This window comes from Chloroflexota bacterium (genome assembly GCA_020850535.1).
Lineage (GTDB): Bacteria > Chloroflexota > UBA6077 > UBA6077 > JACCZL01 > JADZEM01.
In genome coordinates, this window is sequence record JADZEM010000089.1 from 1 (window position 1) to 13,529 (window position 13,529).

General features: G+C 67.1%; 16 protein-coding genes. 10 read left to right on the plus strand and 6 right to left on the minus strand.

Going from position 1 to position 13,529, the window contains the following annotated elements; all coding sequences use genetic code 11:
* Positions 1 to 208: 208 nt before the first annotated feature.
* Positions 209 to 364, plus strand: a complete 156-nt coding sequence (locus IT306_12700; protein ID MCC7369280.1) for a hypothetical protein — start codon at positions 209 to 211, stop codon at positions 362 to 364.
* 67 nt (positions 365 to 431) lie between these two features.
* Here the strand turns inward: IT306_12700 and IT306_12705 are convergent, their stop codons facing one another.
* Entirely contained in the window at positions 432 to 851 is a 420-nt protein-coding gene (locus IT306_12705; GenBank protein ID MCC7369281.1) for a type II toxin-antitoxin system VapC family toxin, read from the minus strand.
* A complete protein-coding gene (locus IT306_12710) occupies positions 844 to 1,107 on the minus strand; it encodes an AbrB/MazE/SpoVT family DNA-binding domain-containing protein (GenBank protein MCC7369282.1) in 264 nt (87 codons plus the stop codon). The genes IT306_12705 and IT306_12710 overlap by 8 nt, the downstream gene beginning before the upstream one ends.
* A gap of 428 nt (positions 1,108 to 1,535) precedes the next feature.
* Here IT306_12710 and IT306_12715 point away from each other — a divergent pair, with 428 nt between their 5' ends.
* On the plus strand, positions 1,536 to 2,744 hold the full coding sequence (locus IT306_12715) for a hypothetical protein (protein ID MCC7369283.1): 1,209 nt from the start codon (positions 1,536 to 1,538) through the stop codon (positions 2,742 to 2,744).
* Positions 2,745 to 2,798: 54 nt separating this feature from the next.
* On the plus strand, positions 2,799 to 3,785 hold the full coding sequence (locus IT306_12720; protein ID MCC7369284.1) for an aminoglycoside phosphotransferase family protein: 987 nt from the start codon (positions 2,799 to 2,801) through the stop codon (positions 3,783 to 3,785).
* Positions 3,786 to 3,943: 158 nt separating this feature from the next.
* Here IT306_12720 and IT306_12725 read toward each other — a convergent pair whose 3' ends face one another.
* Positions 3,944 to 4,408, minus strand: a complete 465-nt coding sequence (locus IT306_12725; GenBank protein MCC7369285.1) for a PIN domain-containing protein — start codon at positions 4,406 to 4,408, stop codon at positions 3,944 to 3,946.
* Positions 4,405 to 4,758: a helix-turn-helix domain-containing protein gene (locus tag IT306_12730; protein MCC7369286.1), complete on the minus strand. Its 354-nt coding sequence runs from the start codon at positions 4,756 to 4,758 to the stop codon at positions 4,405 to 4,407. Before IT306_12730 ends, IT306_12725 begins: the two co-directional genes overlap by 4 nt.
* Positions 4,759 to 5,137: 379 nt before the next feature.
* On the opposite strand from IT306_12730, the gene IT306_12735 reads away from it, so the two are divergent.
* Positions 5,138 to 5,875, plus strand: a complete 738-nt coding sequence (locus IT306_12735) for a class I SAM-dependent methyltransferase (GenBank protein ID MCC7369287.1) — start codon at positions 5,138 to 5,140, stop codon at positions 5,873 to 5,875.
* A gap of 9 nt (positions 5,876 to 5,884) precedes the next feature.
* Here IT306_12735 and IT306_12740 read toward each other — a convergent pair whose 3' ends face one another.
* Positions 5,885 to 6,823, minus strand: a complete 939-nt coding sequence (locus IT306_12740; protein ID MCC7369288.1) for an LLM class flavin-dependent oxidoreductase — start codon at positions 6,821 to 6,823, stop codon at positions 5,885 to 5,887.
* A 76-nt stretch (positions 6,824 to 6,899) separates the two neighbouring features.
* Between IT306_12740 and IT306_12745 the strand changes: the two genes are divergently transcribed.
* From IT306_12745 to IT306_12765, 5 genes are all read left to right on the plus strand, one after another.
* Complete coding sequence (locus IT306_12745) at positions 6,900 to 7,910, plus strand: amidohydrolase family protein (GenBank protein ID MCC7369289.1); 1,011 nt, start codon at positions 6,900 to 6,902, stop codon at positions 7,908 to 7,910.
* Between the two features lie 144 nt (positions 7,911 to 8,054).
* On the plus strand, positions 8,055 to 8,684 hold the full coding sequence (locus tag IT306_12750; protein ID MCC7369290.1) for a hypothetical protein: 630 nt from the start codon (positions 8,055 to 8,057) through the stop codon (positions 8,682 to 8,684).
* 38 nt (positions 8,685 to 8,722) lie between these two features.
* On the plus strand, positions 8,723 to 9,238 hold the full coding sequence (locus IT306_12755; GenBank protein ID MCC7369291.1) for a DUF3592 domain-containing protein: 516 nt from the start codon (positions 8,723 to 8,725) through the stop codon (positions 9,236 to 9,238).
* Positions 9,239 to 9,243: 5 nt separating this feature from the next.
* Entirely contained in the window at positions 9,244 to 9,759 is a 516-nt protein-coding gene (locus IT306_12760) for a DUF3592 domain-containing protein (GenBank protein ID MCC7369292.1), read from the plus strand.
* Positions 9,760 to 9,984: 225 nt separating this feature from the next.
* Positions 9,985 to 11,049 (plus strand): LacI family DNA-binding transcriptional regulator, encoded by a 1,065-nt coding sequence (locus IT306_12765; GenBank protein MCC7369293.1) that lies wholly within the window; start codon positions 9,985 to 9,987, stop codon positions 11,047 to 11,049.
* Between the two features lie 61 nt (positions 11,050 to 11,110).
* Here the strand turns inward: IT306_12765 and IT306_12770 are convergent, their stop codons facing one another.
* On the minus strand, positions 11,111 to 12,352 hold the full coding sequence (locus tag IT306_12770) for an HD-GYP domain-containing protein (GenBank protein MCC7369294.1): 1,242 nt from the start codon (positions 12,350 to 12,352) through the stop codon (positions 11,111 to 11,113).
* 411 nt (positions 12,353 to 12,763) lie between these two features.
* Here IT306_12770 and IT306_12775 point away from each other — a divergent pair, with 411 nt between their 5' ends.
* Positions 12,764 to 13,474: a PIG-L family deacetylase gene (locus IT306_12775; protein ID MCC7369295.1), complete on the plus strand. Its 711-nt coding sequence runs from the start codon at positions 12,764 to 12,766 to the stop codon at positions 13,472 to 13,474.
* The last annotated feature ends 55 nt before the right edge of the window (positions 13,475 to 13,529 follow it).

Genomic DNA, 13,529 nt, shown 5'->3' on the forward strand with positions numbered 1-13,529 from the left:
CGGGCCACCTCGCGGCCCCATCCTTGCCATACTCCTAGCGGGTCCATCATCTGCCTCCCTTCGGTCATTCAACCTCCGGGTTCCGCAGATGGTGGACCCGCCTTCGCAATAACTGTCGGGAAGTCAGTGCTCCGGGGAGAGGGCTCCTCTCCCTGACTATTTCTTCAAAGACCCGCAACTCACGAGTTCAACGCTTGCGGAGAGAGCCATGCCAGACGACAACAGCCAGAACCTGCTCAACTTTGAAGGGGCATCCATGCGGGAGCTGTTCGATGTCATGGATGGCTGGCAGAAGACCCACCAGAAACGACTGCTCTCGACCCACATCGAGCGCGGCAGAGGGCTGTTTTACTGCTGTTCCTGACCGGCTACTTGCGGCGGTTCCTCACCGAGCGCGCCGCCTACCTCGAGCGCCTCGCTGGACGGCCAGCTCAGTTGGGCAAAGGTGAGGGAGCGTCTACTCCTTGAGAGCGCAGTTCGCGCAGGTTCATGGTGTACACGCTGCATCTGCGCCGACTCGCCAGCGCCGCCAGGTACGCATCCACGAATGCGAGACCTGGCGTGCTGCCCCATCGACGAATCGTGTCCAACAACGTCTCCTTGTCGGCTTCCACTCCCGGCCAGCTAAGAATCATCTCCAGGTACTCGGCCACGTCTGCCCGCGTCATTTGCTGCAAGTAGCGCGGAAGCGCATATGACAACTCATGCACAACCATCGGTTCCAGCCGCGCACGCACTCGCCCGATCTCAAGCGCCAGAATGAAACGTTGGCACTCCTGGGAGTGAGCATCTGTCGTGTGCGCGTGGAGGAAAATGTTCGTGTCAAGCAGGCCGGGCTCGTCTTCAGGCATCCTCGCTCTGCCCAAGAACGTCGCGCGCTGCTACGTCCTGCCACCTCTCGCGGTCGATAGCTTCATCGATAGGAACCTCGATCCGATATCGTCTGAGCGCCTCAGCGAACCGGAGTGGACGTATGCGACGAATCTCCACGGTTCCCCGATCCGTCACGTCGATGCTGACCATGTCCCCGGGAGCGAGGCCGGCCGCGCGCTGCACGTCCGCGGGAAGCACGATCTGTCCGCCAGAATCTACTCGTTCCAGGACCATAGATCATCACCTCCTCTGCCATCGGCACGCGTATTGTCGCACAGGCGTGTGATGCAGTGAGCGTGATGTACTCCAGGAACATCGAGGAGAATATGGCGGCAACGGCGACGAAGTTGACCAGCATCGCTACGGTGTAGGTGCGGCGCCGCACGATCATCAAATCCAGCAGCTAGCTGATCAGTCGCGAGGTCGACCTGGGAGACCTCAACGACGCCTACGACCGGCTGGTCAAGGGCGAGGTCAAGCGGAGCGTGATCCGCTACAGCTAACGCCTCCGCTCGCAGCGGAATTCAGGCATGCGTGGAGGTGAGCGACAGACTGCCGCTCACCTCCTTTGCGTCGTCCCACTGCTCTGATGCATCATCTTCTCTGGTCTGGAGACCAGCCTTGCGGCCAGGGGCGCGGCCCTGAAGCGCCCACGCACCAGTATGGTGACCGAAGAGGTAGCGGCCTCGCCCCTATGGGGCGACGAGCCTTCGATCCTCGCCCGTCTGCGCGAGTGGACCGCGCAGCACTCGCTCCGCCCGGAGCATGGCGGCCCGCCCGCGCTCTGCCCACCGGGTGAAATCCCGATCTACTGGGTGCGGTGCCCTGAAGATCCACATCTGCCGCCACTCCTCGCGCCGACCGCCCGTTCCGAGCAGGACGAGGTCGCAGCTGCTGACAGGTTTGTAGATGCACTGGAGCAGGCCTCGGCCGCGACAGATGCAGAATCTCTCGCCCAGGCACGCGCGCAACTGTACGCTACAGCGCTCGACGTTCAGCGGGCGACCCGCCCCCTGATCTACGAGCGGCTGTCAGCCCGCCGCATCAAGCGACGCCTGGCCTGTCCGCAGGCTTGCTGGCTGCTGGAGCAGGCGCGGCACGGCGAGGCGGCGATGACCGGGATCATGCTGACGTGGGTCGTGGGACATCGCTGCCAGCAGGAGCGCCTTGGCGTGCTCGCGCGGCATCCCTGGCTCTGGAGTGCTGCCACCCGTACGCTGGACAGCCTGGGTGGGGATGGGGATGCGCTCGATCTCTGGTGGGCCAGAATCCATCGGGCGAGGTGCTGCGACCGACGCCGGTTGCTTCGGGAAGTTGCGCCGCGCCTTGATGTGCGCCCGGATATCCGGCAATGGGTGCTCCTTCATGGCATGCGAACGTGGCCGGGTGACCTGTACATTCCGAGAGACCGTGGGAACGTCGTGGACCTGCCGTTTGAGCCATGTGTGGCCGCGGCGTGCGCTGTGGCCGGAGATCTTGCCGGCACACTCGACAGCCCAGATGTTTCTGACGAGATGCTTGAGATAGCTCGCGCGCTCGTCTGGAATATGTTCCCTGACATGCACGAGGAGGATCTGGAGACCTGTCCCGATGGCGTCCTGATCATCGACCGACTGATGGGGCATCTGTTGGATCGTGCTCAGACGCTGACGCATCTGCGCCTGACGCAGCGGATCCTGGGCTGGCTGGAGTGGCCGCCCGATCAGGACGCCGGTTGGCAGGAAGAACAGCGGGCCGTGTGGGAGCGCCGAGCATCACTTGGGTGGACCGAGGAGGTCCGTGCGAGTCTCGCGGACGACTGCGAGCGTATCCAGCGGCGACTGCTCCTCACTGGACCGGTCGGTGTTGTGGTAGCCTCGGGAATCCGATGAGCGATGGTGACTTGCTGGCGCTGGAGAAAGGAAGGCCTCGCCGGAGCATCGAGAATGACGTTTGACGACCTGACGGCCGACGAAGCGTCGATTCCCGCCACTCTGCGCATCATGCTCCGCGAGATAATCGGAGCACGGACTGAACTCGTACGCTGGACGATTGCAAACCGTCGTCGCGAGTACCTGGTATTGATGGTACGCACACGGAAGCCTGCCTACGATCTACTGCTAAAGCTCACTGGGCCGAGAGCCACCCACGCTTGGTCGTATGACCGCACCGCGTTCATCCAGCGGCTGGTTCGAGCGCAGACGACGCTTCCGATCCCGGAGGTCGTCGCCGTTGATGTCTCAGAACGGCGCTGGCCGTGGCGTTACCTCATCACCACCATGCTGCCCGGCCAAGAATGGGCAGTGGTTCGACGGACGCTTAGCCCCGACGACTTGGCCGCCTGCCATCACCAGCTTGGCGATGCCGTCGGGCAGCTTCACACGATTCGGTTCCCCGTATTTGGCGAGATCGGCACTGAGGATGCGGTGGTGACTCACAGATCGTGGCCAACCGCTCTGGTGACGCGAGCGCACACGCTGATCCGTGACGCTCGCCTGTGCGAGCATTTCCTATCGCTGGTTGCCGAGCGGACCGAACTCCTGGCGAGCGTCGGCGAGGCTGCACTCTGCCACGATGATCTGCACCACCGCAATATCCTGTTCCATCGTCAGTTGGATCGTTGGCAGTTGGCCGCGATCCTCGACTTCGATAAGGCGTGGGCCAGCCATACCGAGGGCGACCTTGCTCGGCTCGATCTCTGGCGCGGCATGACCGACCCGGAGTTCTGGTCGGCATACCGTGAGCATCACTCGGTCGACGACAGCTACGCACTCCGTCGGCCGCTCTACCAGCTTCTCTGGTGCCTGGAGTACGGGCGAGCTACACCCCGCCACTTGGAAGACACTCGCCAGGTCTGCGTCGAGCTCGGACTCTCGGCCACCCGCAGCGAGGAGATCTCGGAGCTACTTGCTGAGGGGGTGGCACGCGAGTGAACGTCATTGACGAAGAAGTGGAGCATTTCTGGTCACGCTTGCGGGCAATGTTCAGGGCTGTCGGGAGAACGGCGCCCTGCTCCGTCCGGCCCTGCAGGTGGCTGCCATCCTCCGATCCAGGCGAATCTACCGCGTTACGCGTCGCAACACCCCCTCGTTCATTGTCCTGACGAGCCGCGAATGCTGGCGTAGTCGGGGTGATCAGGCAGAACCGATTGAATGAAATCCCTCGGCGAGATCGCGACGACTGGGAGACCAGACTGCCGAACGCGCACGGCTAGCCGTCTGTCCAACGTGATGAGGTAATGCGCCTGGGAAGCGAGCGCGGCGGCCACAACATGAGCGTCCTCGAAGAAGACGGGCTCGTGCTGCGCTACCAACATCTCCGCTGGAGCTGAAACCAGTGACAGGGGAGTAGAGGCGATCATCTGGCGGTAGCGCGTGAAGGCCTCGGCAGTGGACTTGTTGATCAGATTGCGCTCGGTCTCTGGCGAAACCAGCGCTTGCAGGTAGCCTTTGGAGCACGCTCTGACGAGGAAGTAAGAGCCACTTGTCGGCGAGTGCGCCGCGGAGAATAGCAAGCTGGCATCAAAGAATAAGGCGGCTGCGCGGTCGATCGTCATGCGGATTGGTCGGACGCGTCGGCCTTTCTCGTGTCACCGAAGAAGCCGAGCCCGGTGGCTTGGTCGAACCTGCGCGCCACTTCGAGTGACTCGCCCTCAAGGACGTCGTCGTCCACGAACTGAGCGGTCTGCTCGTCGGTGTACTCGCGTAGCTTGATGTACGGGCGGGTGCGGGTGGAGAGCAGCAAGAGCTCGATGCTCTGTCGAGGGATACGGTAGCTGCGCCCGAGCCTTGAGGCGTCCAGCTTCCCCGTGCGGATGTAGCGGTAGACGGTCTCCCGGTCGACCGGGAGGTACTCAGCCGCCTGGTCCGGGGTCAGTATCTCGCGGGTGCGCTCTCGATTCTGCACGGTCTAGTTGTCTCAGAAAAGCGAAGATTCGTCAATACACAACACGATACGAGACGACATGAGAATACAGCGATTCACGGACGATTCCCCTCCCCGCGTTCTCGCTTCATCGGCCCGTCAGCGTGATGGTCGCGTCCTTCGACGACTCCGAAGCCAGTCCCGCTGGCCACGCCCAGTTGCGCGCGGCGTCGGTCCTCGAACAGCACGATCCCTCGGTGTGGACTCCGGGGATGATTGGTGGGCTACGTTCCATCGTCGCTGATGGCAGTGGCCCAGCGAGGCTCCGCGAAAAAGCGTCGGCGTTGCTGGCGAAACTTGATGATGATGAGACCTCAGGGTAGCGGTCCATCGTCAGGGGCCGGGCGGCTACCATCCCCGCATGCAGAATATCTACGACGACGACCGCTTCTTCGCCGGCTACCAGCAGCTTCGGGAGAGCAAGCTCGGGCTGAACGAGGCCATCGAGCAGCCAGCCTTCCGGGCCCTGCTGCCGCCATTCGACGGTCTGCGCGTGCTCGACCTCGGCTGCGGCGACGGCGAGCTTGCCCGCTGGTGCCGAGCACGCGGGGCGGTGGCCGTTGTCGGCGTGGATATCTCGGAGCGGATGCTCGGGCTGGCCCGCGAGCGCACAGCCGACGACGGCATCACCTACGTGCGGTCAGGCCTGGAAGTCGTCCAGTTCGAGCCAGCCTCGTTTGATCTTGTTACCAGCTCGTTCGCCCTGCACTACGTCCGCGACTATCCGGCCGTCATGGGGAGCATCGCCGAGTGGCTGCGGCCCGGCGGCACGCTGGTCTACTCCGTCGAGCATCCTGTCTGCACGGCCCAGGTCGCCCGGCAGGGCTGGGCCTCGGATCATGTCGGCAGACGGCTGTTCTGGGCGCTCGACGACTACGGCTACGAAGGCCAGCGCCAGCAAACATGGTTCGTCAGCGGCGTGGTCAAGTTCCACCGGACCGTCGCCTCGCTGGTCAACGGCGCGGTGGCGGCCGGGTTCACCGTCGAGCGGCTGGAGGAGCCCGGCCCGACTCCCGAGGCCGTCCGCGACCGCCCCGACCTGATCGACGAGCGACGCCGACCGGCTGTGTTGGTGCTCAAGGCGCGCAAACCAGCCTGATACCGTCGGTCAGCGGCGGCGGTGAAAGTCCGGGATCACGTCTGATGCCAGCCGCGCAAGCTGCTCCAGCATCAGCTCGGGCGCGCACATCGGCCGCAGGATGAACTTCGAGCCGCCCGCAGCGACGTAGCTCTCCAGCCGCTCGCGCACCAGCGCTGGCGGCCCGAACGCCGTGCACAACGCCAGCGTCTCGGCGTTGGCGCGGCCGGGCGGGATGTGCGGACGGGCCAGCGCCTCGGCCTTCGCCGGGTCGTCGTCGATGCAGAAGTAGACCAGCGCGCCGAAGTGGTCGATCTCGAACGCGCGGCCGGCCTGCGCGGCCGTCTCCAGCGTGATCTCGAGGCCCTCTTTCAACTGCCGCGGGGCGATGAATGAGGGAATCCAGCCGTCCCCCAGCCGGCCAGCCCGCCGGGCAGCGGCCGGGCTGTTGCCGCCGATCCACAGCGGCATCGGGCTCTGCTTCGGCTTCGGCAGCACCGTGATGCCGTCAAGCTGCCAGAAGCGGCCCTCGAAGTGGACCGGCTCGCCCGTCCAGCAGGCCCGCATGATCGCGATGGCCTCGTCGGCGCGGCGGGCGCGCTCCTTGACCGGCACGCCGGCCGCCTTGAACGAGCGCTCGTCTTCGGCCCCGATCCCGACCGCCGGCAGCATCCGCCCGTTCGAGAGCGCGTCGAGCATCGCGATCTCGCGGGCCAGCACCACCGGCGTGCGGAACGGGATCGTCAGGACGCTCGGGCCAAACTTGAGGCGCGTCGTGCGGGCCGCCAGCGCCGCCATCGTGGTGATCGGCTCGGGGACCGGGATCGGCGAGGAGAGCCGCTCCGAGAACCAGAGCGAGTCGATCTCGGTCCGCTCACAGAGGTCGATCAGCTCCCAGAGGAAGCCGGGCAGGTCGGCGTCGTCGGGCCATGGTCCGGGCATCACGCCAATGCGGTAGCTGATCTTCATCTCGACGGTCCTCCCGACCCTGGCCGTGCCTGCTCGGGATCGTAGCACGGGACCGAGACGCCATGTTGACAGGCGGGTGGGTCGAGAGCAGGGAGCGCGCTGGTATCCTGCCTACATGTGCCAGCACCACCTGTCTGCGCTCCCGCGCCTGTCTCGCCGCCGCGTCCTCTCGCGACTGGCCATGCTCGGGGCGCTCGCGGCCACCGGGCTGGTGCGAGCCCGCGCCGCCGAGGCGGCCGGCCCGTACACCGGCCCGCTGGTGGACGCCCACGCGCACCTCAAGGAGGGCTTCGGGCCGGACCCGGCCGGGCTGCTGGCCCTCCACGACAAGATTGGCGTGCAGGGTGCGCTGTTGTTTGGCGAGCCGTGGTCTCTCGCCACGGCGGCGCGCGATCTCGCACCGGGGCGCATCGTGCCGCTGCTGGCCGAGGGGTACGCCAATGCCTTGCACCCGGACTCGTCGTACCGCCACCCGGACGGCCTGGACGAGCTGTTCGCCGCCAACGTCGTGCGCGGCCTTGGCGAGATCATCTGCCGGCACTCGGCGTTTCAGCTCGGACCGGCCGGCGACAACTACCGCGCGCCCGCCAACGACGTGCCCGCTGATCACCCGTCCCTGATCGAGGCGTACCGTCGAACCGGCGCGGCCGGCGGCGTGGTGACGATTCACCAGGAGTGGTGGTTCGCCGAGGAGCTTGAGCGCGCCGTGCAGGCCGCCCCGGACACGGCGTTCATCTGGGCGCACGCCGGGCACGGCGCTGCCGACGTGACGCGGCGGCTGCTCGCGCGGAACCCGAATCTCCACGCCGATCTGTCTGCGCGCTCGCCGTGGCTCGGACCAGGGACGGTGCTGACGCGGCCTGATGGCTCCCTTGACGCCGCCTGGGGCGCGCTCCTCCGCGAGTATCCAGACCGCTTCCTGATCGGGCTGGACCTGTTCGTGCCGGGCCACTATCAGGCTGCGTACGCCGGCCAGATGGTCCAGTACTACCGTGGGCTGCTCGGGCAGCTTGAGCCGAGTAGCGCCGCGACGATCGCCTCCGGAAACGCCGCCACCATCGCGCCGTTCGTGTCCGGCCTCGCCTGATCGCCGGGCGCAGCATCGCCAGACGCCTGAGGCACCACGCTGGTCCGCCGAGGCTGGCGCTGTTGGCAGGCTGACTGCGAGAACCGTTGGTCCCGGCTGCATCCCTCGCACACACCATCTATGTGGGGGGGCCGCGGCGGGGACATGATGAAAGCACTGCTCAAGTCCGGCGCGATCGTGCTGATCCCAGAGGCCGAGGACGACCCGGAGCGGTTCGCCCAGTGGCGCACCCGGGCCGCCGAGCACGTCTTTGTGCTGCGGACCCAGGAGCGCGGCGGCGCCGTCCTCCACGATCTTGGCCCGCGTGACGAAGCGTGCCGCGAGCCGCTCAACGTCGGCTACCGGACAGCGGATGCGCGCATCAAGCTGATCTCGAACCTCGCGCCGACGCCGTTCGAACTGGATGGCCGCGTCTACGCCAGTGTCGAGGGGCTCTGGCAGGGCCTCAAGTTCCCCTCGGCTGCCGACCGCCGCCGGGTGGCCGACCTGCACGGCGGCGCGGCCAAACGGGCTGGCGCGGAGGCGATCCCCGCCGAGCACTTCAAATACGAGGGGCAGAAGATCGTGCCGGGCACGCACGCTCACTGGAAGCTGATGGAGCGCGCCTGCTGGGCCAAGTTCACCCAGAACGAGGACGCCCGCGAGGCGTTGCTGGCGACGCTCCCACGACCGCTCACGCACGTCATGCGGAAGGACAGCACCACTATCCCCGGGGCGATCGTGGCCGGGATCTGGATGAAGATCCGCAAGCGGCTGGCCGAGGAGCACGGCTGATCGGCCGTGCGCGTTAAGCTACCCGAGGAGGGCAGCAGATGGGCCGCTTTCACGCGCCACAACAGACCGGCAAGAGCGTCCGTTCGTTCGACACCTGGTTCGGCGCGATCTTCCTCGGCGTCGGACTGGCAGCCCTGGCGTTCGGGCTGATCCTGTTCCGCGTCCTCGACGTCTACGGCGACGTCGGTGCTGGTGCGTGGCTCCCGCTCGTGCTCGGCGGGGGGATCGGCGTCATCTTCCTGATCATCGGTGGCTTCTTCTTCCGCCACGGGCTGGAGAAGTCCCAGCGCGAGCAGCGGCTGCGGATGTCCGGCACCATGGTCGATGCGACCGTCGTAGCCGTCGAGCCGACCGGCGCTACTATCAACGAGCGCCGCCTCTGGCATGTCCGCTACGTCTACGTGGCGCACACCGGCCAGGAGTACGAAGGCGAGAGCGGCTACCTGGAGCCCGGCGAGGCCCAGAGCTACGGCGTCGGCGAGCGGGCCGCCGTGCTCTACGACCCGGCGGATCCCCCGCAGAGCGCGTGGGTTGGGCGCGACCAGCCGCGGTAGGTGCGATGGTGCAGGGTGCGGCTTTCGAGCGCTTCGAGGTCTGGTTCGGCAGCCTCTTCCTGGGGATTGGCCTGCTGGCCCTGATGGTCGCCGGGTGCCTGGCGTTGGCGTTGGTTCGCAACCGGCAGGCCTGGCCCAGGCGCTGGGCGTTCCTGGCCGCGCCGCTGGGGATTGGCCTGATCTTCTCGACGTTCGGTGCGGGAACCGCCGGATACGGCCTCTGGCAGCACGGCGAGGAGCAGCGGATTCTCGCCGTGGGCGTCTCCGGGCGCGCCACCGTCACCGAGGTCGTGCAGAGCATGACGCGGGTCAACGGACGCTACCTCTGGCGTGTGCGCTACCAGTACACCCTCGGCGCGGGGCAGACGTACACCGGCGAGAGCGGCCTGCTGCCGGCCGACGAGGCCCGTGCGTGGCGTCCTGGTGATACTGCCTTCGTGCGCTACGATCCCGCCCAGCCGCACCGCAGCATCTGGCTCGGGCGGGCCGACCGGGTCGCCGCCGAGCGCCGCTCCCCGTGACGATCTCCTGGCCCATACGATGCCCTCCGCTGCTCCACGCCGGATCGCCGCTGGACGGCCGCTCGGCACGTTTTATCTCATGGCAGACTGGGGGTGTGCTGGCTTCCGGGCCACATCTCACGGCGTACCGACTTTGGCAGACGATTTCGTCCGAACACGCCCCGGAAATCACCACGCGAGGCCGTTTGTCTGGTATGGTCCGCCGTGAAAGAACCAGCAATGCAAGTGGTACGACCTGTCACCATCCGTGATGTCGCGCGGCGCGCGGGCGTCTCGCTGAGCACCGTTTCGCAAGTCCTGAACGGGCGCGAAGGGTACGCCAGCGCCGAGACGCGTGAGCGCGTGCTCGCGGCTGCCCGCGATCTCAACTACCGCCCGAACGCGCTTGCCCGTGGGCTGGTCACGTCCAGGACCGGCACGCTCGGCCTCGTCATCACGGATATCACCCGGGGGTTCTTCACGCAGGTGGTTGGCGTCGTCGAGCAGGTGGTGAGCGCGCAGGGCTACTCGGTGCTGCTGGCCTGCGCGGACGGCGTCCAGCCCGAGCAGGCCGCGCTCGAGATGTTCCTCGACAAGCGAGTGGACGGCATCGTCTGTATGTCGAACTCGGCGGCCGTCAGCGCGGAGCATCTGCTTGCCGTCCGACGCCTGGGCGTGCCGCTGGTGGTGATCAACCGGCCGATCCAGACGGCTGAGCTGAACCTGATCGGCTGGGATGACGTCGAGATCGGCCGGCGGGCCACCGAGTACTTGATCGGGCTGGGGCATCAACGCATCGCGCATGTGAGCGGCCTGCCCACGAGCCGGGCTCCTGGCACCCTGGCGCGGCGCTCGGCGGTGGACCGGGTGGCAGGGTTCCGCGCGGCGATGGCCGAGGCCGGGCTGCCGGTGGACGAGTCGTTGATCGTCAATGGCGCGTTCGACTACCTGACGGCGCTCGAAGCGTGTGGCCAGCTCTTCGACCGAGCCGATCCGCCCACAGGCGTCTTCGGCGCGAACGACTCGATGGCCATCGCCATTGTCAACGGGCTGCATCGCCGTCGTCTGAGTGTGCCCGACGACGTGAGCGTGGTCGGTGCGAACGACGATCACTTCGCGCTACACGTCGAGCCACCACTGACGACGGTCCGCCCGCCCATCGCGGAGGCCGGACGGCGGGCGGCCGAGCTGATCCTGGCGGCGATTGGCGGCTCGGCGCCGGCCGAGCCGGTCCGCGAGGTGCTGCCGAGCGAGCTGGTGATCCGGGCCTCGACGGCACGCCCCGGCGTCGCGGTTCAGGCTACGCTGTAGCGCGGACCCTGTCCCGGCGCTCCATTGAGGGAGTCCTGTCAGGGAACCCTGGCGGCCCAGGTCAGGCTGGTACGCCCGGCTCGAACGGCACTTCGCCCGGCGCCAGCCCTTTGATCTTGAGGTCTTCCTGATTGCGCAGGTCGAGCTCCACGGGGGTGGGCACGCGGTTCCCGCGCTCGTCCAGCAGCAGCCGGATGATGGGCTGGTGCAGGGCGTCCACGGCAAGCTCGGTGACGACGCCGCGCCAGGCCCGGTACTTGCCGGTGACCACCTCAACCCAGTGACCGACCGGGAACATCGGGATGGTGTGCAGGAGCAGGTCCACCACGTCGGTGTTGAGGTGCGGCCCGGACATCTCGCCGATGATCTGCGCGACCTTGTCGAGGGGCATGGCTGGCCGGTACGGGCGGTCTGAGGTCAGCGCGCTGTAGACGTCTGCCACCGCCGCGATCTCCGCGATGAGCAGCATGCGCTTCGGGTTCATCCGCTCCGAGAGGGTCCGGGCCAGCTGGTTGTTGCCGATCAGCCCGCGCGGGTAGCCGGCGCCGTCCTGGCGCTCGTGGTGCTGGAAGGCCACGTGGGCCGGCAGGATGCTGAACACCGGCATCCGCCGGATCAGCTCGAAGCCCATCTGCGGGTGCTTCTTGATCTCGTCGAACTCTTCCGGGGTGAGCCGTCCGGGCTTATCGAGGATGGCCTCGTCGATGTACATCTTGCCGAGGTCGTGCAGGAGGCAGCCGAGCGCCAGCTCGCGGAGCTGATCGCGCGGGAGGCCGGCCGTGCGCCCGAGCAGGATGCCGAGCACCGCCACATCGACCGAGTGCTGGAACGTGTAGTCGTTGTGGGTCTTCAGGGACTCCAGGCTGGCGATGGTGTTGGACTCGAGGATCTCGTTCATGAGCGACTCGATGTCCTTGTACAGCTCCTGCAGGGACTGCACGCCCGTCTCGGGCAGGTCCAGCGGGCGCTCGCCGAGCCGATAGACGAGGTCGTCCACGGTCTGGGGGCGCTCGGCGTTGTTGAGCTTCGTGCCGTGGGCCATCGTGCTCATCACGTCGAACGCGCGCGCCAGGTGCGTCACCGTCGATGCGCGCAGCTCCTCCGACACGATGTCGTTCGGGGCGACATCATCTCCAAGGCCGTCCCGCAGGAAGACGGAGATCACGCCGCGTTCGCGCAAGCGATCGATGTAAAACTGGTTCAGGGTGCTGCCGACGCCGAGGAGCACTTCGCCGCGCTCGTTGTAGATCGCTCGGGCAACCACCTGTCCAGGCCGCAACTGGCTGATGTGGCGACGGTACATGCGTCAGATCCGCCCGTCTCGGAGGACGTCCACGAGTGTTCGTATCTCCAGCTGGGATACCGCCCTGAAAGCGGAGAGTGCTCGACGGGCGACACATTCCTGTCGGCGGGCTCACTCGATATAACGGCAGCGAGCCGCCCTGTGGGACGACTCGCGTCGCAGATAGGTGATTGACCTCGAACTTGGCGCGTCTTAACGTGTATCTCTGCTGCATTGTTGCAATCTTCCTGCGTGGTGAGCGCGCCGGCGGCGGCTCCTGCGGGGCGAAAGGGGCAAGCCAGGGTGCGGGCGGCTATCCTGAACGTGGCCGGGCTGCGCGCGCCTCGAGTATCAGCAGCCCGTTACAGGAGGAGCACCGTGCCGCCAGCCGATGGACTGTCCCAGGCGTCTCAGGCGCCGCGCCCGCCCGATCTGGAGCCAGTCCCCGAGGACTGGTCGCGTTTGCTGGCCATCGCCGCGCATCCGGACGATCTTGAGTACGGCACGTCCTGCGCGGTGGCGCGCTGGACCGGGTTGGGCAAGGAGGCCGCCTACCTGATGGTCACGCGCGGCGAGGCTGGCATCGACGCGTGGCCCCCGGAGCGCACGGCGCCGGTCCGCGAGGCCGAGGAGATCGAGAGTGCGCGGCTGGTCGGCGTGGAGTCGGTGACGTTTCTCGGCTACCGCGATGGGATGGTCGAGTATGGCCTGTCGCTGCGGCGTGATCTGGCCCGTGAGATTCGCCGGCACCGGCCAGACGCGCTGGCGGTCGGCGGGTTCGCGCTGACCTGGCCGGGCGGGGCGCTCAACCAGGCCGACCACCGGGCCGTGGGGCTGGCCGTCTGCGACGCGGCGCGGGACGCCGGCAACCGCTGGATCTTCCCCGAGCTGATCGAGGAGGGGTTCGAGCCGTGGGGCGGCGTCCGCTACGTCTTCGTCAGCGGCTCGCACGCGCCGACGCACGCCTGCGACATTGCAGCCGGGTTGGAGCAGGGCATCGCGTCGCTGGTGGCGCAGCGGGCTTACTTCGAGAACCTCGGCTCGCCGTTCGACCCTGAGGCGTTCCTGCGGAAGCAGGCGGCGTCGGCCGGCGAGCGGTTCGGGGTGGCCTCGGCAGCGGCCTTCGAGGTGCTGCGGGTGTAGCGGGTCAGGCAGGTCGGGGGCTGGGCGCGCAGGATCCTGGGCGTGTCGGAGCCCG